18 protein-coding genes and 4 tRNA genes are annotated in these 21548 nt (G+C 61.4%); all 22 read left to right on the forward strand.

Translation table 11 applies throughout. The features are described 5' to 3' along the window. Positions 1 to 160: 160 nt before the first annotated feature. Positions 161 to 1138 carry a biotin--[acetyl-CoA-carboxylase] ligase gene (locus DOM45_RS19335; protein ID WP_110603278.1) on the forward strand — a complete coding sequence of 326 codons (978 nt, stop codon included), beginning with the start codon at positions 161 to 163 and terminating at the stop codon, positions 1136 to 1138. Positions 1139 to 1361: 223 nt separating this feature from the next. Continuing rightward, a tRNA-Tyr gene (locus DOM45_RS19340) sits at positions 1362 to 1445 on the forward strand. 56 nt (positions 1446 to 1501) lie between these two features. Beyond that, positions 1502 to 1575 (forward strand) — tRNA-Gly (locus DOM45_RS19345). 21 nt (positions 1576 to 1596) lie between these two features. Then, positions 1597 to 1671 (forward strand) — tRNA-Thr (locus DOM45_RS19350). A 152-nt stretch (positions 1672 to 1823) separates the two neighbouring features. Then, a tRNA-Trp gene (locus DOM45_RS19355) sits at positions 1824 to 1899 on the forward strand. A gap of 72 nt (positions 1900 to 1971) precedes the next feature. Next, a complete protein-coding gene (secE, locus tag DOM45_RS19360; protein WP_110603280.1) occupies positions 1972 to 2340 on the forward strand; it encodes a preprotein translocase subunit SecE in 369 nt (122 codons plus the stop codon). 8 nt (positions 2341 to 2348) lie between these two features. Beyond that, positions 2349 to 2882, forward strand: coding sequence for a transcription termination/antitermination protein NusG (gene nusG / locus DOM45_RS19365; protein ID WP_110603282.1), 534 nt, complete (start codon positions 2349 to 2351; stop codon positions 2880 to 2882). 114 nt (positions 2883 to 2996) lie between these two features. Then, positions 2997 to 3428 (forward strand): 50S ribosomal protein L11, encoded by a 432-nt coding sequence (rplK, locus tag DOM45_RS19370; RefSeq protein ID WP_110603284.1) that lies wholly within the window; start codon positions 2997 to 2999, stop codon positions 3426 to 3428. 2 nt (positions 3429 to 3430) lie between these two features. After that, on the forward strand, positions 3431 to 4123 hold the full coding sequence (gene rplA / locus DOM45_RS19375) for a 50S ribosomal protein L1 (RefSeq protein WP_110603286.1): 693 nt from the start codon (positions 3431 to 3433) through the stop codon (positions 4121 to 4123). A 269-nt stretch (positions 4124 to 4392) separates the two neighbouring features. After that, positions 4393 to 4896, forward strand: coding sequence for a 50S ribosomal protein L10 (rplJ, locus tag DOM45_RS19380; protein ID WP_110603288.1), 504 nt, complete (start codon positions 4393 to 4395; stop codon positions 4894 to 4896). A 94-nt stretch (positions 4897 to 4990) separates the two neighbouring features. After that, positions 4991 to 5362, forward strand: a complete 372-nt coding sequence (gene rplL / locus DOM45_RS19385) for a 50S ribosomal protein L7/L12 (RefSeq protein ID WP_110603290.1) — start codon at positions 4991 to 4993, stop codon at positions 5360 to 5362. 269 nt (positions 5363 to 5631) lie between these two features. Continuing rightward, positions 5632 to 9708 (forward strand): DNA-directed RNA polymerase subunit beta, encoded by a 4077-nt coding sequence (gene rpoB / locus DOM45_RS19390; RefSeq protein WP_110603292.1) that lies wholly within the window; start codon positions 5632 to 5634, stop codon positions 9706 to 9708. Positions 9709 to 9798: 90 nt separating this feature from the next. After that, positions 9799 to 14025, forward strand: coding sequence for a DNA-directed RNA polymerase subunit beta' (gene rpoC / locus DOM45_RS19395; RefSeq protein WP_110603293.1), 4227 nt, complete (start codon positions 9799 to 9801; stop codon positions 14023 to 14025). A gap of 158 nt (positions 14026 to 14183) precedes the next feature. Further along, a complete protein-coding gene (gene rpsL / locus DOM45_RS19400) occupies positions 14184 to 14558 on the forward strand; it encodes a 30S ribosomal protein S12 (RefSeq protein ID WP_110603295.1) in 375 nt (124 codons plus the stop codon). 116 nt (positions 14559 to 14674) lie between these two features. Further along, entirely contained in the window at positions 14675 to 15145 is a 471-nt protein-coding gene (rpsG, locus tag DOM45_RS19405; RefSeq protein WP_110603297.1) for a 30S ribosomal protein S7, read from the forward strand. 18 nt (positions 15146 to 15163) lie between these two features. Further along, positions 15164 to 17284 (forward strand): elongation factor G, encoded by a 2121-nt coding sequence (gene fusA, locus DOM45_RS19410; protein WP_110603299.1) that lies wholly within the window; start codon positions 15164 to 15166, stop codon positions 17282 to 17284. 29 nt (positions 17285 to 17313) lie between these two features. Then, positions 17314 to 18507, forward strand: coding sequence for an elongation factor Tu (tuf, locus tag DOM45_RS19415; RefSeq protein WP_110603301.1), 1194 nt, complete (start codon positions 17314 to 17316; stop codon positions 18505 to 18507). Between the two features lie 175 nt (positions 18508 to 18682). After that, the gene (rpsJ, locus tag DOM45_RS19420; protein WP_035470365.1) at positions 18683 to 18994 is read left to right on the forward strand and encodes a 30S ribosomal protein S10; all 312 of its coding nucleotides are present in this window, start codon (positions 18683 to 18685) and stop codon (positions 18992 to 18994) included. A gap of 138 nt (positions 18995 to 19132) precedes the next feature. Then, complete coding sequence (rplC, locus tag DOM45_RS19425) at positions 19133 to 19771, forward strand: 50S ribosomal protein L3 (RefSeq protein WP_110603303.1); 639 nt, start codon at positions 19133 to 19135, stop codon at positions 19769 to 19771. 14 nt (positions 19772 to 19785) lie between these two features. After that, a complete protein-coding gene (gene rplD, locus DOM45_RS19430) occupies positions 19786 to 20391 on the forward strand; it encodes a 50S ribosomal protein L4 (RefSeq protein WP_110603305.1) in 606 nt (201 codons plus the stop codon). After that, positions 20388 to 20684, forward strand: coding sequence for a 50S ribosomal protein L23 (gene rplW / locus DOM45_RS19435; protein ID WP_110603307.1), 297 nt, complete (start codon positions 20388 to 20390; stop codon positions 20682 to 20684). The genes rplD and rplW overlap by 4 nt, the downstream gene beginning before the upstream one ends. A gap of 16 nt (positions 20685 to 20700) precedes the next feature. Then, positions 20701 to 21528 (forward strand): 50S ribosomal protein L2, encoded by an 828-nt coding sequence (rplB, locus tag DOM45_RS19440; protein ID WP_110603309.1) that lies wholly within the window; start codon positions 20701 to 20703, stop codon positions 21526 to 21528. Positions 21529 to 21548: the final 20 nt, after the last annotated feature.

Consider the following 21548-nt stretch of genomic DNA (forward strand, 5'->3'; position numbering starts at 1 on the left):
CTACGAGCTACGAGCTACGAGCTACGAGCTACGAGCTACGAGCTACGAGCTACGAGCTACGAGCTACGAGCTACGAGCTACGAGCTACGGGCGACGGGTGGCGTTATCGATAAACTGCGAACTTCGCTAGAATGTCGGTTTTGTCGCTAGGCGTATCCTGATGAGTATCGGTGACCTGATTCGTTTGCTCAGTGACGGCAACTACCATTCCGGCCAGCAGTTGGGTGAGCGTCTTGGTGTGTCGCGTACTGCAGTCTGGAAACAGCTCAAGAAGCTGGAGGCGATGAACCTGCCGCTGGAGGCGGTCAAGGGGCGGGGTTATCGACTGGTCAATCCGCTGGATTCGCTTGACGGCGCCTGTATCGTTTCCCGGTTGTCGGCCGAAACCCGACATCATCTCAAACGGCTTTTCGTCGAGGATGTTCTCGACTCCACCAACACGTTTCTGCGGGATCGCTTCCGCCATGGCGCGGGTCACGGCGAGGTGTGCCTTGCGGAGAGCCAGACTGCGGGGCGAGGCCGCCGAGGGAAGGTTTGGAGTACCGGCTGGGGGGAGAGCCTGATCCTGTCGCTGGGTTGGCGGTTCGAGTCCGGCGTGGCAGCGCTCGAAGGGCTGAGCCTCGCCGTCGGGGTGGTTCTGGCCAACGTCGTCGGTGACCTGGGTGCCGATGTTGCCCTGAAATGGCCCAACGACGTCCTGCTTGCCGTCGATGACGAGTGGCAGAAACTTGCCGGGATCCTGCTCGAAGTGACTGGAGACGTGGAAGGGCCTTGCGAAGTGGTCATTGGCATCGGTCTCAACGTCTCTGCAAGCGATGCCGTCCGAGAAGCTGCGGGGCAGCCGGTGGGCGCGCTCGCCGACGTGGTGCAGGCGCCCAAACGCAATCATGTCGCGGCGGCGCTGATCGAGTCGCTGCTGATGATGTTGCCCGAATTCGAGCGCCAGGGTTTCGGCGCTTGGCGAGCAGACTGGAACAGGCGGCATGCCTATGCGGGCCGATCCATTCGTATTCACCAGGGCTCTACTTCCTATATCGCCGAAGCGGTCGAGGTGGACCCTAGCGGCAATCTGATCGTGAAGACCGAAGCTGGGGAGCAGGCTCTCACGGGGGGCGAGATAAGCATTCGGCCGGAGTGATCCGATCAGCAACCGGCGACGGGCGTGTGGGGGATCGCCGCCACATGGCATGGGCAGGCAGGGGAGGCGTCGAAAAGATGGCATTCGCGCTTGCATTCGGTGCCCTGCTTTGACACAATGCGCCCCGCTTTGTGCGCAAGGCCATTGATATCCGAGCCTGTTATCGCAATAAAAACAGACGCTTGACATCAATGAGGGGCAGTGTAGAATCTGTCGCCGTCATGGAGAGGTTCCCGAGTGGCCAAAGGGAGCAGACTGTAAATCTGCCGCGAAAGCTTCGAAGGTTCGAATCCTTCCCTCTCCACCAGTTTTATTGCAGTAGTTTTGCCGGTCTGTTTCGGCAAGCCGGACCAGAGCGGGTAGGCGGGTATAGTTCAATGGTAGAACCTCAGCCTTCCAAGCTGATGGTGTGGGTTCGATTCCCACTACCCGCTCCATTTGATGTTGAAGTGATTTAGGCTCATGTAGCTCAGGGGTAGAGCACACCCTTGGTAAGGGTGAGGTCGACGGTTCAATTCCGTCCATGAGCTCCATTTCAATCATCGATGCGGATGTGCGAAAGGCGAGCCAGGAGCTCGCTTTTTTGGTGAAAAAGAAAAATGCCGGATGGGATTGCTTTTTCTGGCATCTCTTCGCTATCATAGCGCCCTCCTAATTTCCGGGTGCTTCTCGGAAGTGTAGTTGCAGGCCAGTAGCTCAATTGGCAGAGCAGCGGTCTCCAAAACCGCAGGTTGGGGGTTCGATTCCCTCCTGGCCTGCCAGTCTTCCCCAGGCTGGCTTGTATTTGATATCTTGTCTTGTTCGGTTATCGCGCCTTGAGTTGAGGAGTTTTCATGAAGCACAACGCCGAGGTGCAGGAGTCACGCTTCGACACTCCCAAGTGGATCGTCGTGGTGTTGCTGCTGGCAGTCGCGGTTGGCGGCAATGCGTGGTTTGCGGATCAGGCGTTGCTGTACCGCGTGCTGGGCGTCGTCGTCATTTGTGGTATTGCCGCCGCGATCGCCTTGACCACGGCAAAGGGGCAGGCATTGATGGATCTGGCGCGGGGTTCCAAGCGTGAGATTCAGCGAGTGGTCTGGCCGACCCGACAGGAGACCATCCAGACGACGTTGATCGTACTGGCGGCCGTTCTCGTCGTGGGGCTGCTGCTGTGGCTTATCGATACCGTCCTGGGTTGGGCGATGTCCGGAATCATTGGCTAGGAGTTTTCATGTCCAAGCGTTGGTACGTCGTTCACGCCTATTCCGGTTTCGAGAAGCAGGTGATGCGCTCGCTGATCGAGCGGGTAAAGCTCTACGAGGTCGAAGATCAGTTCGGTGACATTCTGGTGCCGACCGAAGAAGTCGTCGAGATGCGTGACGGCAAGCGCCGCAAAAGCGAGCGCAAGTTCTATCCCGGCTACGTGCTGGTCGAGATGGAGATGAACGAACAGACCTGGCACTTGGTCAACGAGACACCGCGCGTGATGGGATTCATCGGCGGTACGCCGGAGAAGCCCGCCGCCATCACGCAGAAAGAAGCGGATGCGATCTTGCGCCGCGTCCAGGATGGTACCGACAAGCCACGCCCCAAGACACTCTTCGAGCCAGGCGAGACCGTTCGTGTCGTCGATGGCCCCTTCGCCGATTTCAACGGTGTCGTGGAAGAGGTCAACTACGAAAAGAGTCGCCTGCAGGTCAGCGTGCTGATCTTCGGGCGTTCGACGCCGGTAGAGCTGGAATTCGTCCAGGTGGTCAAGGACTGACCGGCGTAGCACTGAGTTCATCGCGGCGCCATTCGGTGCTGCGTTATCGTTGCCGGCCGTCGTGTCGGCTGAATTGGGGAGCCGCAAGGCGTCCGTACCCGACTGGAGTTCAAAATGGCTAAGAAAGTCCAGGCCTACATCAAGCTGCAGGTTGCAGCTGGCAAGGCCAATCCGAGTCCGCCCGTGGGTCCCGCGCTGGGTCAGCACGGCGTCAACATCATGGAATTCTGTAAGGCGTTCAACGCCGCGACTCAAGAAATTGAGCCGGGCCTGCCGACGCCGGTCGTGATCACGGTCTATTCCGACCGCAGCTTCACCTTCGTCACCAAGACGCCGCCGGCGGCCGTGCTGCTGAAGAAAGCTGCGGGTATCAAGTCCGGTTCCGGCGTGCCGAACAAGACCAAGGTCGGCACCGTGACTCGTGAGCAGCTCGAGGAAATCGCCAAGACCAAGGAGCCGGACCTGACGGCTGCCAGTCTTGACGCCGCCGTTCGTACCATCGCTGGCAGTGCTCGCAGCATGGGCCTCAACGTGGAGGGCCTCTGATCATGGCAAAGCTGACAAAACGCGCTCAGATGATTCGCGAGAAGGTCGAGCCGGGCAAGGTCTACACCCTCGAAGAAGCCGTCGCGCTGCTTTCCGAGGTGTCCACGGTCAAGTTCAAGGAAGCCGTCGAGGTTTCCATCAACTTGGGTGTCGATCCGCGTAAATCCGACCAGGTCGTTCGTGGCGCCACCGTGCTGCCCAACGGAACCGGTCGTGACGTCCGCGTCGCCGTGTTCGCGCAAGGCGCCGCCGCCGACGCCGCCAAGGAAGCCGGTGCCGACATCGTCGGCATGGAAGATCTGGCCGAAGACGTCAAGAAAGGCAACATGAACTTCGACGTCGTCGTCGCCGCACCGGATGCCATGCGTGTGGTCGGCCAGCTTGGCCAGATCCTGGGGCCGCGCGGCCTGATGCCGAACCCGAAGGTCGGCACCGTGACGCCGGACGTCGCCACCGCGGTCAAGAATGCCAAGGCAGGTCAGGTCCGTTTCCGTACCGACAAGAACGGCATCATCCATGCCTCCATCGGTAAGGTCGACTTTCCCGCCGACGCGCTCAAGGGCAACCTCGAAGCGCTGGTCAACGACCTCAAGCGTCTCAAGCCGAGCACGTCCAAGGGCATCTATCTCAAGAAACTGACCCTGTCCAGCACCATGGGCCCGGGTCTGACCGTCGATCACAGCGCTTACGCGTGACCGACGACAACCAGGCAATAACTTTGCGGTCCCCGTGCGCTGTTTCGACGACTTGCGTCGTCCTGGCAGAGTGGGGCGGGGCACCGTCAAAGACCGCAGGTGACAGCGCTAGCCGCTGACTTAATGTCCCGAATGGGGGCCTGCGCAGATGGTGTTGCTCGCCGAGTCAGGTGTGCAGCCATCATCCAAGACTTTCATCGCTGTCAGATGAAAGAGATGGTAACCACCGGGTCGCGACGCCGTCGCCCCGGCACGAAGGAGTAACCACTGTGCCACTAGCACTCGAAGGCAAAAAAGCGATTGTTGCCGAGGTCAGTGAAGCCGCTAAGGACGCTCTTTCCGTCGTAGTTGCCGATTCTCGCGGTGTCACCGTTGGCGCAATGACCGATCTGCGCAAACAGGCTCGCGAGAATGGCGTCCAGATTCGTGTTGTCCGCAACACGCTGGCGCGCCGCGCGCTGTCAGGGACTTCATGGGAGTGCCTGAACGAGACTTTCGCAGGCCCGACGCTGTTGGCCTTCTCCTACGAGCACCCCGGCGCTGCCGCGCGGTTGTTCAAGGAGTTCGGCAAGACGCAGAAGGAGTTCGAAGTCAAGGCGCTGGCTTACGAAGGGGAGATGATCCCGGCTGCTGACATCGACCGTCTGGCAACGCTGCCGACTTACGACGAAGCGATCGCCAAGCTGATGTCCGTCATGAAGGAAGCTTCTGCCGGCAAGCTGGTTCGTACCCTCGCAGCACTTCGCGACCAGAAGCAGGAAGAAGCTGCCTGATTGGCAGCCTGCTCGCGCGGACTGGATCGACTGTTGAATCAATGAGCGCTTGGCCGATACCGGCTGGGGCTCCGCAAAGTTTAGGAATCTGAAAATGGCACTTTCTCAAGAAGACATCATCAACGCCGTTGCCGAAATGTCCGTGATGGAAGTTGCGGAACTGGTTTCTGCAATGGAAGAGAAGTTCGGCGTTTCTGCAGCTGCTGCTGTCGTCGCCGGTCCTGGTGGCGGCGGTGAAGCTGCGGCCGAAGAGCAGACCGAGTTCTCTGTCGTTCTGACCGCTGCCGGTGACAAGAAAGTCAACGTCATCAAGGTCGTTCGCGAAATCACCGGTCTTGGCCTGAAAGAAGCCAAGGGCGCTGTCGACGGCGCTCCGGCGACGTTGAAAGAAGGTCTGTCCAAGGACGACGCTGAAGAAGCCAAGAAGAAGCTGGAAGAAGCTGGCGCTTCTGTGGAGCTCAAGTAACTCTGTGCTCACGGCTTCACGCGCTGTGTAAGCGCCACGGCTGGTGGCGGGCCTACCCGCTGCCGGCCTTTTTCTGTTTTTGCTAGCCTGGCGTTAGTACGCCTGATCCGGGGTCGACCTCCCGGTTCAGGATTGTAGCCACTAGACGAATTCCGACGGCGAGCTCCCTGTGTTGGGAGGCTTGCCGTCAGCGCCTAACGGGGGTAGCCCGCGTTAGGGAGCGCCGACCACGCACCGGTCACCCATGGTGAACAAGCTGGGGAATACAGATGGCTTACTCATACACTGAGAAAAAACGCATCCGCAAGGATTTCGGCAAACTGCCTCAAGTAATGGATGTGCCCTACCTGCTGGCCATCCAGCTTGATTCCTATTACGACTTTCTCCAGCAGGACCGGGCGCCGGAAGAGCGTCTCGAGACCGGTCTCCATGCGGCTTTCAAGTCCGTATTTCCGATCGAGAGCTTTTCAGGGAATGCGGCGCTCGAGTATGTCAGTTATCGCTTCGGCACCCCGGCTTTCGACGTCAAGGAGTGCCAGCTGCGCGGCGTGACCTATTCGGCACCGCTGCGGGTCAAGGTTCGCCTGATCATCTACGACAAAGAGTCTTCGAACAAGGCCATCAAGGACATCAAGGAGCAGGAAGTCTATATGGGGGAGATCCCCCTGATGACCGAGAACGGGACCTTCGTCGTCAACGGTACCGAGCGTGTCATCGTCTCCCAGCTCCACCGTTCGCCGGGCGTGTTCTTCGATCACGACAAGGGCAAGAGCCACTCCTCCGGGAAGCTGCTTTATTCCGCGCGGATCATTCCTTACCGCGGCTCCTGGCTGGATTTCGAGTTCGATCCGAAGGACAACGTCTTCGTGCGTATCGACCGTCGCCGCAAGCTGCCGGCGACCGTGCTGATGCGCGCGCTCGGCATGAGCGCCGAGGAGATCCTCGATACCTTCTTCGACACCAGCACTTTCCATATCGAAAGCGACGGCATTTTCGTCGAGCTGGTGCCGTCACGGTTGCGTGGTGAAACCGCGACCTTCGACATCAAGGGTACCGACGGCAACGTCATCGTCGAGGAAGGTCGCCGCATCACCCAGAAGCACATCCGTCAGCTGGAAAGCGCCGGAATCGAGCGCTTGCAGGTGCCGATGGACTATCTGTTCGGCAAGACGCTGGCCAAGGATCAGGTCGATGCCAATACCGGCGAACTGATCTGCGAGTGCAATACCGAGCTGACGCCGGAGCTGGTCGAGAAGCTGGGCCAGGGCGGTGTCACCAAGCTGGAGACGCTCTACACCAACGATCTCGACGCGGGCTCGTTCATCTCCGATACGCTGAAGGTGGACACCACTCGCTCCGCGCTGGAAGCGCTGGTCGAGATCTACCGCATGATGCGCCCGGGTGAGCCGCCGACCAAGGAAGCGGCCGAGACGCTGTTCCACAACCTGTTCTTCACCGAAGACCGCTACGACCTGTCGGGCGTCGGCCGGATGAAGTTCAACCGTCGTCTGCGTCGCGAGGCCGACACCGGCTCCGGCGTGCTCGACAACCAGGACATCCTCGATGTCCTCAAAGAGCTGATCAACATTCGTAACGGCTTCGGCGAAGTCGACGACATCGATCACCTGGGCAACCGTCGTATCCGCTGTGTCGGCGAGATGGCGGAAAACCAGTTCCGTGTCGGTCTGGTGCGTGTCGAGCGTGCGGTCAAGGAGCGTCTCTCCATGGCGGAGAGCGAAGGCCTGATGCCGCAGGACCTGATCAACGCCAAGCCGGTGGCGGCGGCAGTGAAGGAGTTCTTCGGCTCCTCGCAGCTGTCCCAGTTCATGGATCAGAACAACCCGCTCTCCGAGGTCACCCACAAGCGTCGTGTCTCCGCGCTTGGGCCGGGCGGCCTGACCCGCGAGCGGGCCGGTTTCGAAGTGCGCGACGTTCACGCCACGCACTATGGCCGGCTGTGCCCGATCGAGACGCCGGAAGGTCCGAACATCGGTCTGATCAACTCGCTGGCGACCTACTCCAAGACCAACAGCTACGGTTTCCTCGAGACGCCGTATCGCAAGGTCGTGGATCGTCAGCTGACCGACGAGATCGTCCATCTGTCGGCGATCGAAGAGGGCGACTTCATCATCGCCCAGGCTTCGGCGACGGTCGACGAGAGCAACAAGTTGATCGACGATCTGGTCCAGGTCCGGCACAAGGGCGAGACCACCTTCATGGCGCCGGACAAGGTGACCCTGATGGACGTGTCGCCGCGCCAGGTGGTGTCGGTCGCGGCCGCGCTGATCCCGTTCCTCGAGCACGACGACGCCAACCGCGCGTTGATGGGCTCGAACATGCAGCGCCAGGCGGTACCGACCCTGCGTGCCGACAAGCCGCTCGTCGGCACCGGGATGGAGCGCTTCGTGGCGCGTGACTCCGGCGTCTGCGCCGTGGCCCGTCGTGGCGGCGTGATCGATTCCGTCGACGCCAAGCGCGTCGTGGTCCGGGTCAACGAAGACGAGATCATCGGTGGCGAAGCCGGTGTCGACATCTACAACCTGACCAAGTACGTGCGTTCCAACCAGAACACCTGCCAGAACCAGCGCCCGATCGTGCGCCCGGGCGACCAGGTGGCACGAGGCGATATCCTCGCCGATGGCCCGTCCGTCGACATGGGTGACCTGGCCCTGGGCCAGAACATGCGTCTCGCGTTCATGCCGTGGAACGGCTACAACTTCGAGGACTCCATCCTCGTCTCCGAGCGGGTGGTCGAGGACGATCGTTTCACCACGATCCATATCCAGGAACTGACCTGTGTCTCTCGCGACACCAAGCTGGGTGCGGAAGAGATCACGTCCGATATCCCTAACGTGGGCGAGTCGGCGCTGGGCAAGCTGGACGAGGCCGGCGTGGTCTATATCGGCGCCGAGGTCGGTGCCGGCGACATCCTGGTCGGCAAGGTAACGCCCAAGGGCGAGACCCAGCTGACGCCGGAAGAGAAGCTGCTGCGGGCGATCTTCGGCGAGAAGGCGTCCGACGTGAAGGACACCTCGCTGCGCGCGCCGACCGGCATGCGCGGTACCGTCATCGACGTTCAGGTGTTCACCCGCGATGGCGTCGAGAAGGACTCCCGCGCGCTCTCCATCGAGCAGCAGCAGCTCGACGAGGTGCGGCGTGACTTGCAGGAGACCTATCGCATCGCCGAGGAAGCGACTTTCGAGCGTCTCCAGCGCACGCTGGACGGCCAGCCGGTCAATGGCGGGCCCAAGCTCAAGAAGGGCGATGTCCTGAGCGAGGACTACCTCGACGAACTGCCGCGTCAGCAGTGGTTCAAGCTGCGGATGCAGGACGAGACGCTCAACGAGCTCCTCGCCCAGGCCGACGAACAGCTGGAAAATCGCCGCAAGGAGATGGACGAGCGTTTCGAGGACAAGAAGCGCAAGCTCACCCAGGGCGACGACCTCGCGCCGGGCGTGCTCAAGATCGTCAAGGTCTATCTGGCGGTGAAGCGTCGCATCCAGCCGGGCGACAAGATGGCCGGGCGCCACGGTAACAAGGGTGTCATCTCCGCGATCATGCCGATCGAGGACATGCCGTTCGACGACAACGGCCAGCCGGTCGACGTCGTGCTCAACCCGCTGGGTGTACCGTCACGCATGAACGTCGGTCAGATCCTCGAGACCCACCTGGGCATGGCGGCTCACGGCCTCGGGGTCAAGATCGACCGGATGCTGCGCGACGCCCGTGAACAGCAGGTCAGCGAGATTCGCGGCTTCCTCAAGCAGGTCTACAACACCCAGGAAACGCGTCAGGAAGACATCGACTCCCTGACCGATGACGAGATCATCACCCTGGCCAAGAACCTGCGCGGTGGCGTGCCGATCGCGACGCCGGTGTTCGACGGCGCCAAGGAGCACGAGATCAAGCACTTGCTGAAGCTCGCCGATCTGCCGGACTCCGGCCAGATGACGCTCTACGACGGCCGTACCGGCGAGTCCTTCGATCGTCCGGTGACCGTGGGCTACATGTACATGCTCAAGCTCAACCACCTGGTCGACGACAAGATGCACGCGCGTTCCACCGGCTCCTACTCGCTGGTCACCCAGCAGCCGCTGGGCGGCAAGGCGCAGTTCGGCGGACAGCGCTTCGGGGAGATGGAAGTGTGGGCGCTCGAGGCCTATGGCGCCGCCTACACCCTGCAGGAGATGCTCACCGTCAAGTCGGATGACGTCGAGGGTCGTACCAAGATGTACAAGAGCATCGTGGATGGCGACCACACCATGCAGGCCGGTATGCCGGAATCCTTCAATGTGCTGGTGAAGGAAATCCGCTCGTTGGGTATCGACATCGAATTGGAAAGCTAAGACCGGCACAGTCGATCGATAGCGACGGTTTGCGGGGCGAGCGAGTGATTCGCGGCCCCGCTCATGACAACTCCGCAACGGAGCGATCCCATGAAAGATTTGGTGAAAGTCCTCAAGTCACAGGCGCAATCTGACGAGTTCGACGCGATCAAGATCACGCTCGCGTCGCCGGAGATGATTCGCTCCTGGTCATACGGCGAAGTCAAGAAGCCGGAGACCATCAACTACCGTACGTTCAAACCGGAACGTGACGGGCTGTTCTGCGCCAAGATCTTCGGGCCGGTCAAGGATTACGAGTGCCTGTGCGGCAAGTACAAGCGCATGAAGCATCGCGGCATCATCTGCGAGAAGTGTGGGGTCGAGGTGACCAAGGCCGCGGTACGCCGCGAGCGCATGGGGCACATCGAGCTGGCCTCGCCGGTCGCCCACATCTGGTTTCTGAAGTCGCTGCCGTCGCGCATCGGCATGTTCCTCGACATGACCCTGCGCGATATCGAGCGCGTGCTCTATTTCGAGTCGTTCGTCGTGATCGATCCGGGCATGACCACCCTCGAGCGCGGCCAGCTGCTCAATGACGAGCAGTACTTCGAAGCGCTGGAAGAGTTCGGCGACGACTTCGACGCGCGCATGGGCGCCGAAGCCGTGCAGGCCCTGCTCAAGGATATCGATCTGGAAGAAGAGATCGAGCGGCTGCGCGAGGAGATTCCGCAGACCAACTCCGAGACCAAGATCAAGAAGCTCTCCAAGCGCCTCAAGCTGCTGGAAGCCTTCTACAAGTCCGGCAATGCGCCGGCGTGGATGGTCATGGAAGTGCTGCCGGTGCTGCCGCCGGACCTGCGTCCGCTGGTGCCGCTGGACGGTGGCCGCTTCGCGACCTCCGATCTCAACGACCTCTATCGTCGTGTGATCAACCGTAACAACCGCCTCAAGCGGCTGCTCGACCTCAATGCGCCCGACATCATCGTGCGCAACGAGAAGCGCATGCTGCAGGAGTCGGTGGATGCGCTGCTCGACAACGGTCGCCGCGGTCGTGCCATCACCGGTTCCAACAAGCGCCCGCTGAAGTCGCTCGCCGACATGATCAAGGGCAAGCAGGGGCGTTTCCGTCAGAACCTGCTGGGCAAGCGCGTCGACTACTCCGGTCGTTCGGTCATCACCGTGGGTCCGACCCTGCGCCTGCATCAGTGCGGTCTGCCCAAGAAGATGGCGCTGGAGCTGTTCAAGCCGTTCATCTATTCCAAGCTGCAGGGCAGCGGGCAGGCGTCCACGATCAAGGCCGCCAAGAAGATGGTCGAGCGCGAGCTGCCGGAAGTGTGGGACATCCTCGCCGACGTCATCCGCGAGCATCCGGTGCTGCTCAACCGTGCGCCGACCCTGCACCGTCTGGGTATCCAGGCGTTCGAGCCGCTGCTGATCGAAGGCAAGGCGATCCAGCTGCATCCGCTGGTCTGTGCCGCCTACAACGCCGACTTCGACGGTGACCAGATGGCCGTTCACGTACCGCTGACGCTGGAGTCCCAGCTCGAGGCGCGTGCGCTGATGATGTCGACCAACAACGTGCTGTCGCCGGCCAACGGCGAGCCGATCATCGTGCCGTCCCAGGACGTCGTGCTCGGTCTCTACTACATGACCCGCGAGCGGATCGGTGCCAAGGGTGAAGGCAAGGCGTTCGCCAACCTCAACGAGCTGGATCGCGCCTTCGCGACCCAGAACGTGTCGCTGCACGCCCGGGTCAAGGTACGCCTGACCGAGTGGCTGTCCGACGAGAAGGATGGCGAGATCACCGAACTGACCGAGACCGTCTCGATCAAGGACACCACCGTCGGCCGGGCGCTGCTGTTCCGCATCCTGCCGAAGGGGATGCCGTTCGAGCTGGTCGACCGCCCGATGAAGAAGAAGGCGATCTCCGGTCTGATCAACGAAGTCTACCGCCGCACCGGCCTCAAGGACGCGGTCATCTTCGCCGACCAGCTGATGTACACCGGCTTCCGTCTGGCGACCTGGTCCGGCGCCTCCATCGGCGTCAACGACTTCGTCATCCCGGATGCCAAGGCCGAGATCGTCGACGCGGCCGAGGACGAGGTCAAGGAGATCGAGGACCAGTTCTCCTCCGGTCTGGTGACTGCGGGCGAGAAGTACAACAAGGTCATCGATATCTGGTCCAAGGCCAACGACAAGGTGGCCAAGGCGATGATGGCCGGTATCTCGAAAGAGACCGTGACCGATCGCGACGGCAACCAGGTCGAGCAGGACTCGTTCAACAGCGTGTTCATCATGGCTGACTCCGGTGCCCGTGGTAGCGCGGCCCAGATCCGTCAGCTCGCCGGCATGCGTGGCCTGATGGCCAAGCCGGACGGCTCGATCATCGAAACGCCGATCACCGCCAACTTCCGTGAAGGTCTGAACGTACTCCAGTACTTCATCTCGACCCACGGCGCGCGTAAGGGGCTGGCGGATACGGCCCTCAAGACCGCCAACTCCGGGTACCTGACCCGGCGTCTGGTCGACGTGGCCCAGGACCTGGTCATTACCGAAGAGGATTGCGGCACCGAAGAGGGCCTCACCCTGCACCCGGTGATCGAGGGCGGCGACGTCATCGTCTCGCTGGCCCAGCGAGTGCTCGGCCGAGTCGTGGCGCAGGACGTCATCGATCCGCAGACCGACGACGTGCTGATCCCGCGTGGCACCCTGCTCGACGAAGCCTGGTGCGAGCGTCTCGACACCATGGGTGTCGACGAGATCATCGTGCGCAGCCCGATCAGCTGCGAGACGTCTCATGGCGTCTGTTCGGCCTGTTACGGTCGTGATCTGGCCCGTGGCCATCAGGCCAACATCGGCGAGGCGGTGGGTGTCATCGCTGCCCAGTCGATCGGTGAGCCGGGTACCCAGCTGACCATGCGTACGTTCCACATCGGTGGTGCGGCATCGCGGGCCTCGGCGGTGGACAGCGTGCAGGTCAAGCACGGCGGCAGCGTACGCCTGCACAACATCAAGTCGGTCGAGCGCGCCGATGGCAAGCTGATCGTGGTTTCCCGCTCCAGTGCCCTGGCCGTCGCCGACGACCACGGCCGTGAGCGCGAGTACTACAAGCTGCCCTACGGCGCCGAGCTGTCGGTCAAGGACGGCGATCACGTCGAAGGCGGCCAGATCGTCGCCAAGTGGGATCCGCACACCCACCCGGTCGTCGCCGAGGTGCAGGGCAAGGCGCAGTTCACGGACATGACCGAAGGTCTGACCATGACCCGCACGGTCGACGAAATGACCGGCCTGTCCAACATCGAGGTGATCGAGTCGGCAGCACGTCCGGCCTCCGGCCGCGACAAGCGCCCGATGATCATGCTGGTGGGCGAGGACGGTCAGCACGTCACGCTGCCGGGCTCCAACACGCCGGTGCAGTACCTGATGCCTGGCCGTGCCATCGTTGCGGTGGAGAACGGCACCGAGATCGGCGTGGGTGAAGTGATCGCGCGTATCCCGCTGGAAGCGTCCGGCAACAAGGACATCACCGGTGGTCTGCCGCGCGTCGCCGACCTGTTCGAGGCGCGCAAGCCGAAGGAGCCCTCCATCCTCGCCGAGATCAGCGGTACGATCAGCTTCGGCAAGGAGACCAAGGGCAAGCGTCGTCTGACGATCACGCCGGAAGAGGGCGATCCGTTGGAGATGCTGATCCCGAAATGGCGTCAGATCGGGGTGTTCGAGGGCGAGACGGTCGAGAAGGGCGAAGTCATCTCCGATGGGCCGAGCAACCCGCACGACATTCTGCGGCTGCTGGGCGTGGCGGAGCTGGCCAAGTACATCACCGTCGAGATCCAGGACGTCTATCGCCTGCAGGGCGTGAGCATCAACGACAAGCACATCGAAGTCATCGTGCGTCAGATGCTGCGCAAGGTCGAGATCACCGACGCTGGCGATTCGACCTTCATTCCGGGCGACCAGGTCGAGCTGGTGCGGGTGCTGGAAGAGAACGCTCGTCTCGAGCAGGAAGAGAAGTTCCCGGCCAAGTACGAGCGGCTGCTGCTGGGTATCACCAAGGCCTCGCTGGCCACCGAGTCGTTCATCTCCGCGGCCTCGTTCCAGGAGACGACTCGCGTGCTGACCGAAGCCGCGGTGACGGGCAAGCGCGACTACCTGCGCGGCCTGAAGGAAAACGTGGTGGTGGGACGCCTGATTCCGGCAGGTACCGGGCTCGCCCACCACGACGAGCGGCGTCGCAAGCGCGAGGAGTCCGAGCGCACGCTGCAGCCGTCGGCGTTCGATGTCGAGCAGGAGCTGGGTGCCCAGCTCACCGCGCTCGATGCCGATGACGACGATCTATAGGTCGTGATCCCGGGCCGCCCACCTTCGGGTGGGTGGCCTTGACGGGTCTCATGACAACTGATTAGAATGCGCAGCCTTTATGTAGGGGTAGTGCAAGCGATTCATGCACGAACACCCCGGCATGAGGCAAGGCAACCCATTGGAGTCAGCTAAACATTATGGCAACGATTAACCAGCTCGTGCGCAAGCCGCGCAAGCGCCCCGTCGAGACAAGCGACGTGCCGGCGCTGCAGGCTTGCCCGCAACGTCGTGGGGTCTGCACCCGCGTCTACACCACCACGCCCAAGAAGCCGAACTCGGCGCTGCGTAAGGTGTGCCGCGTGCGTCTGACCAACGGCTACGAAGTCAGCTCTTACATCGGCGGTGAAGGCCACAACCTGCAGGAGCACTCCGTGGTCCTGATCCGTGGCGGTCGCGTCAAGGATTTGCCGGGTGTGCGTTATCACACTGTGCGCGGTGCGCTCGACACCTCCGGTGTCCAGAACCGTAAGCAGGGCCGTTCCAAGTACGGCACCAAGCGTCCCAAGTCCTGATCCGGACGCCGTCACCATTCATTATCGGTCAGATAAGAGTAAGGTCGGCCGCTATCGCCCACCCGCGATGAGCCGTGTCGGGTTTACCTGAACGACCCTTAACTAGAGGGCTTATCATGCCAAGAAGAAGAGTTGCCGCTAAGCGCGAGATCCTTCCCGATCCCAAGTTCGGAAGTGAGCGCCTGGCCAAGTTCATGAACCACCTGATGATCAGCGGCAAGAAGTCCGTGGCTGAACGTATCGTTTACGGCGCGTTGGACCGGGTTGCCGAGCGCAGTAACGAAGCGCCGCTGGACATCTTCGACAAGTCGCTGGAGGCCATTCAGCCGATGGTCGAGGTCAAGTCTCGCCGCGTCGGTGGTGCGACTTACCAGGTGCCGGTCGAGGTTCGTCCGTCACGTCGCCAGGCGCTGGCCATGCGCTGGTTGGTCGATGCCGCCCGCAGCCGTGGTGAAAAGACCATGGTGCAACGTCTTGCTGGCGAAATGCTGGACGCCGCCGAAGGTAAAGGCGCTGCTGTGAAGAAGCGTGAAGACGTGCACCGCATGGCAGATGCCAACAAGGCCTTCTCTCACTACCGCTTCTAATCAACGGGGACTTCCATCGTGGCACGCAAGACACCACTCAAGCGTTATCGCAACATCGGTATCGTTGCCCACGTCGACGCTGGCAAGACGACGACTACCGAGCGTGTCCTGTTCTATACCGGCCTGTCCCACAAGGTGGGCGAGGTCCATGAAGGCGCTGCCGTCATGGACTGGATGGAGCAGGAGCAGGAGCGTGGCATCACGATCACCTCCGCGGCGACCACCTGCTTCTGGCAGGGCATGAGCAAGCAGTTCGACGAGCACCGCATCAACATCATCGATACGCCGGGGCACGTCGACTTCACGATTGAAGTCGAGCGTTCGCTTCGCGTTCTGGATGGCGCGGTCGTCGTGCTGTGCGGCTCTTCCGGCGTGCAGCCGCAGACCGAGACTGTCTGGCGCCAGGCCAACAAGTACGAAGTGCCACGCATGGTGTTCGTCAACAAGATGGACCGTGCCGGCGCCGACTACTACATGGTGCTGGACCAGCTGAAGGATCGCCTGGGCGCCAACGTCGTTCCGATCCAGATCAACTGGGGCGCGGAAGACGAGTTCAAGGGCGTGGTCGACCTCATCCAGATGAAAGCGATTCTCTGGGACGAGGAAAACTTCGGCATGAACTACGAGTTGGTCGATATTCCGGCCGACCTGCAGGAGACTGCCGAGAAGTACCGCGAGCAGATGGTCGAGGCTGCTGCCGAAGCCAACGAAGAGCTGATGGACAAGTACCTCGAAGAGGGCGACCTGTCCATCGCGGATATCAAGGCCGGTCTGCGCGCGCGTACCCTGGCCAACGAGATCGTTCTCGTGACTTGCGGTTCCGCGTTCAAGAACAAGGGCGTTCAGGCCGTTCTGGACTGCGTCATCGAATACCTGCCGTCGCCGACCGAAGTCAAGGCGATCGAGGGCGAGCTCGATGACAAGGATGGCACCATCGCCACGCGTGAAGCGGATGACAGCGCGCCTTTCGCGGCGCTGGCATTCAAGATCGCCACCGACCCGTTCGTCGGGACGCTGACCTTCATGCGCGTCTATTCCGGTGTGCTGAAGTCCGGCGACAGCATCTTCAACTCCGTGAAGTCGAAGAAAGAGCGTGTCGGCCGTATCGTCCAGATGCACGCCAACTCGCGCGAAGAGATCAAAGAGGTCTATGCCGGCGACATCGCTGCCTGTATCGGTCTCAAGGACGTCACGACCGGCGACACCCTGTGCGACCTGAACGACAAGATCGTTCTCGAGCGGATGGAGTTCCCGGAGCCGGTCATCTCGGTCGCCGTCGAGCCGAAGTCCAAGCCCGACCAGGAGAAGATGGGCGTCGCCCTCGGCAAGCTGGCGCAGGAGGATCCCTCCTTCCGCGTTCAGACCGACGAGGAAACGGGACAGACCATCATCTCGGGCATGGGCGAGTTGCACCTCGACATCATCGTCGACCGCATGCGTCGCGAGTTCAAGGTCGAGGCCAACATCGGCAAGCCGCAGGTTGCCTACCGTGAAACCATCCGCCAGTCGGTGGAGCAGGAAGGCAAGTTCGTTCGTCAGTCGGGCGGTCGCGGCCAGTACGGTCACGTCTGGTTGCGCATCGAGCCGCTGACGGCCGAAGACAAGGGCGAGGACGAGGAGATGTCCTTCAAGTTCGCGTCCGAGATCGTCGGCGGTGTCGTACCCAAAGAGTACGTGCCGGCCGTCGAGAAAGGGGCTTACGAACAGCTCAAGAACGGCGTTATCGCGGGTTACCCGATGATCGACGTCAAGGTGACGCTGTTCGACGGCTCCTACCATGACGTGGACTCCAACGAGACTGCGTTCAAGGTCGCCTCGTCCATGGCGATCAAGGAAGGTGCTCGTAAGGCTAAGGCCGTGTTGCTCGAGCCGGTAATGAAGGTCGAAGTCGTGACTCCCGAGGATTTCATGGGTGATGTCATGGGCGACCTCAACCGCCGACGTGGCCTTGTGCAGGGCATGGATGACTCCTCTTCTGGCAAGGTCATTCGCGCCACGGTTCCGTTGGCTGAGATGTTCGGTTATGCAACCGATCTCCGTTCTCAGACCCAGGGACGCGCAAGCTACACCATGGAGTTTGCGAATTACGAAGAGGCGCCCTCCAGCGTCGTTGATGCCGTCATCAATCAGAACGGTTAACCGTTAGCTAACGTAAAGAGGTTATAGCAGTGGCTAAGGCAAAATTTGAACGCTCCAAACCGCACGTCAACGTCGGCACCATCGGTCACGTCGACCACGGTAAAACGACTCTGACGGCAGCTCTGACCCGTGTCTCCGCCGAAGTCTTCGGTGGCGAATGGCGTCAGTTCGACTCCATCGACAACGCTCCGGAAGAGCGCGAGCGCGGTATCACCATCGCGACCGCTCACGTCGAGTATCAGTCCGAAGTTCGCCACTACGCGCACGTCGACTGCCCGGGGCACGCCGACTACGTCAAGAACATGATCACCGGTGCTGCGCAGATGGACGGCGCCATCCTGGTCTGCTCCGCAGCCGACGGCCCGATGCCGCAGACTCGCGAGCACATCCTGCTGTCTCGCCAGGTTGGCGTTCCGTACATCGTCGTGTTCCTGAACAAGGCCGACATGGTCGATGACGAAGAGCTGCTCGAGCTGGTCGAGATGGAAGTTCGCGAACTCCTGAACGAGTACGACTTCCCGGGCGACGACACCCCGATCATCATCGGCTCCGCGCTGATGGCGCTGGAAGGCAAGGATGACAACGGCATGGGCACCACCGCCGTTGCCAACCTGATCAAGTCGCTGGACGAGTACATTCCGGAGCCGGAGCGTGCCATCGATCAGCCGTTCCTGATGCCGATCGAAGACGTGTTCTCCATCTCCGGTCGCGGTACGGTCGTTACCGGTCGTGTCGAGCGCGGTATCGTCAAGACTGGCGACGAAGTCGAGATCGTCGGTATCCACGACACCACCAAGACCACCGTTACCGGTGTCGAGATGTTCCGCAAGCTGCTCGACGAAGGTCGTGCTGGCGAGAACGTCGGTGCGCTGCTGCGTGGTACCAAGCGTGACGACGTCGAGCGTGGTCAGGTCCTGGCCAAGCCGGGCACCATCACGCCGCACACCAAGTTCGAAGCCGAAGTCTACGTCCTGTCCAAGGAAGAAGGTGGTCGTCACACCCCGTTCTTCAAGGGCTATCGTCCGCAGTTCTACTTCCGGACCACTGACGTGACCGGTACTTGTGAACTGCCGGAAGGCGTCGAGATGGTCATGCCGGGCGACAACGTCCAGATGGTCGTGACGCTGATCGCACCGATCGCCATGGAAGACGGCCTGCGCTTCGCTATTCGCGAAGGCGGTCGTACCGTCGGCGCCGGCGTGGTCGCCAAGATCATCGAGTAACACTTTCGGTGATTGCCAAGGAAGGGGCGCTGACGCGCCCCTTTTTCTATGTGGATTCGGTAGTCTTGGGTGGAGAGGGTGTTTGACTCTCGATCGGGGCTCTCCTATAATGCGCGTCCTTTGAACGCGTGGGTCGACGGCTCGCGCCGTCAGCATCCAGTGGAGCATAAGGTAAATGCAGAACCAGAAGATTCGCATTCGGCTGAAAGCGTTTGACCATCGGCTGATCGATCAGTCGGCTCAGGAGATCGTGGATACGGCCAAGCGCACTGGCGCCCAGGTACGTGGTCCGATTCCGCTGCCGACGAATCGCGAGCGTTACACCATCCTGATCTCTCCGCACGTCAACAAGGATGCGCGTGATCAGTATGAGATTCGCACGCACAAGCGCGTTCTCGATATCGTCGAGCCGACGGAGAAGACCGTCGACGCGCTGATGAAGCTCGATCTCGCCGCCGGCGTTGACGTGCAGATTAAACTCGACTGAAACCAACACTAGACACTAGCGGACGCTGAGTTCGACAGCATCCGCCGCGTCGTGAGACGCCACACAATGTGCTAGTGGAATGCTCTGGAAAGGGCAGCCATAGCGGGTGATAGCCCCGTACACTAAAGGAGACTGAACATGACTATCGGTTTGGTCGGTAAGAAGGCGGGCATGACCCGTGTCTTCACCGAAGATGGCGCATCCGTGCCCGTAACCGTTATCGAGGTTGAGCCCAACCGCATCACTAGCGTCAAGACCGTTGAGTCTGACGGCTACCGTGCGGTGCAGGTTACAACTGGCTCCCGCAAAGCCAAGCACCTCTCCAAGGCGATTGCTGGTCAATACGCCAAGGCGGGTGTCGAGGCAGGCCGTTCCCTGATGGAGTTCCGTCTCTCCGAAGACGATGAGACTCCCGAGCTGGGCGGTTCCTTCACCGTATCCCTCTTTGAAGCTGGTCAGAAGGTCGATGTGACCGGTACGTCCAAGGGAAAGGGCTTCCAGGGCGCTGTCAAGCGCTGGAACTTCCGTACCCAGGACAACACCCACGGTAACTCGCTGTCCCATCGTGCGCCGGGCTCCATCGGTCAGTGCCAGACCCCAGGCCGTGTTTTCAAAGGCAAGAAGATGGCTGGTCAGCTGGGCAACGAGCGCGTCACCGTCCAGACCCTGGAAGTGGTACGTATCGATGCCGAGCGTAATCTTCTGTTGATCAAGGGCGCCGTGCCCGGTGCACCCGGCAGCGATGTCGTCGTGCGCAGTGCCGTGAAAGCTCGCTGAGGGGACTGAGACCGATGAATCTGAATCTCGTAGGTGCCGCAGGCACCGTCGAAGTGTCCGAAGAGACCTTTGGCAAAGACTTCAACGAAGCGTTGGTGCACCAGGTCGTTACCGCCTATCTGGCGGCAGGCCGCCAGGGTACCCGTGCTCAGAAAAACCGTTCCGACGTTCGTGGCGGCGGCAAGAAGCCGTGGCGTCAGAAAGGCACCGGCCGCGCGCGCGCCGGCACCATCCGCTCGCCGCTGTGGCGCAGTGGTGGTGTCACCTTCGCCGCTCGTCCGCAGGATTACACGCAGAAGGTCAACCGCAAGATGTACCGTGCGGCGATGCGTTCGATCCTGTCCGAGCTGGTTCGCCAGGAGCGTCTGATGCTGGTCGAAGAGTTCGCCGTTGAAGCGCCCCGTACCAAGGAATTGGTCGGCAAGCTCAACGAGCTGAAGCTCGAGAAAGTGCTGATCGTCACCGAAGAGATCGACGAGAAGCTCTATCTGGCCGCGCGCAACATCCCCAACGTCGATGTGGTCGATGCTGCGGCAGCCGATCCGGTCAGCCTGATCGCCTTCGACAAGGTGCTGATGACCGTCTCCGCTCTGCGTAAATTCGAGGAGAAGCTGGGATGAACCAGGAACGCGTATACAAGGTTCTGCTCGGACCTCACATGACCGAGAAGGCCGCGCTCGCCGCCGAGAACAATCAGTACGTGTTCAAGGTGGCCCAGGACGCGACCAAGCCCGAGATCAAGAAAGCCGTCGAAGCGCTGTTCGGCAAGAAAGTCGCCGGTGTTTCCGTGCTCAACGTCAAGGGCAAGACCAAACGCACTCGCTTCGGCACTGGTCTGCGCAAGGGTTACCGCAAGGCGTACGTGACCCTGGCTGCGGGCGAGACGCTCGAAGACTTCTCTGGCGCCGAGTAAGGCAGGAGTACGGATCATGGCAGTAGTCAAGACAAAACCCACTTCCGCCGGTCGTCGTCACGTCGTCAAGGTCGTCAACGACGAGCTCTACAAGGGTCGCGCCTACGGTGCGCTTGTCGAGAAGCAGTCGAAGTCGGGTGGTCGTAACAACAATGGCCGCATCACCACGCGTCACGTGGGCGGCGGTCATCGTCAGCACTATCGTTTGATCGATTTCAAGCGCACGAAGGATGGCATCAAGGCCGCCGTCGAGCGTATCGAATACGATCCGAACCGTAGCGCCAACATCGCGCTGCTGAAGTACATGGATGGCGAGCGCCGCTACATCATCGCGCCCAAGGCCCTCAAGGCCGGCGACGTGGTGGAGTCCGGTGTCAACGCCGCCATCAAGCGCGGCAACGCGCTGCCGCTGCGCAACATCCCGGTCGGCTCCACGGTGCACTGCATCGAACTGAAGCCGGGCAAGGGTGCGCAGATCGCGCGTAGTGCCGGTGCCAGCGCTCAGCTGGTGGCTCGTGAAGGCAACTACGCAACCTTGCGTCTGCGCTCCGGCGAGATGCGTCGCGTGCTGTCCGAGTGCCGCGCTACCTTGGGTGAAGTCGGTAACTCAGAGCACAGCCTGCGTCAATTGGGCAAGGCCGGTGCGAAACGTTGGAGAGGGGTGCGCCCGACTGTTCGCGGTGTCGCAATGAACCCGGTGGACCATCCGCACGGTGGCGGTGAAGGCCGCACCAGTGGCGGTCGTCATCCGGTCAGCCCGTGGGGGATTCCCACCAAGGGCCACAAGACCCGCAAGAACAAGCGTACCGACAAGCTCATCGTTCGTCGCCGCAAGTCCAAGTAACAGACATTAAGAGGTAACGG

It is taken from the genome of Salinicola lusitanus (assembly GCF_003206045.1).
Classification (GTDB): domain Bacteria; phylum Pseudomonadota; class Gammaproteobacteria; order Pseudomonadales; family Halomonadaceae; genus Salinicola; species Salinicola lusitanus.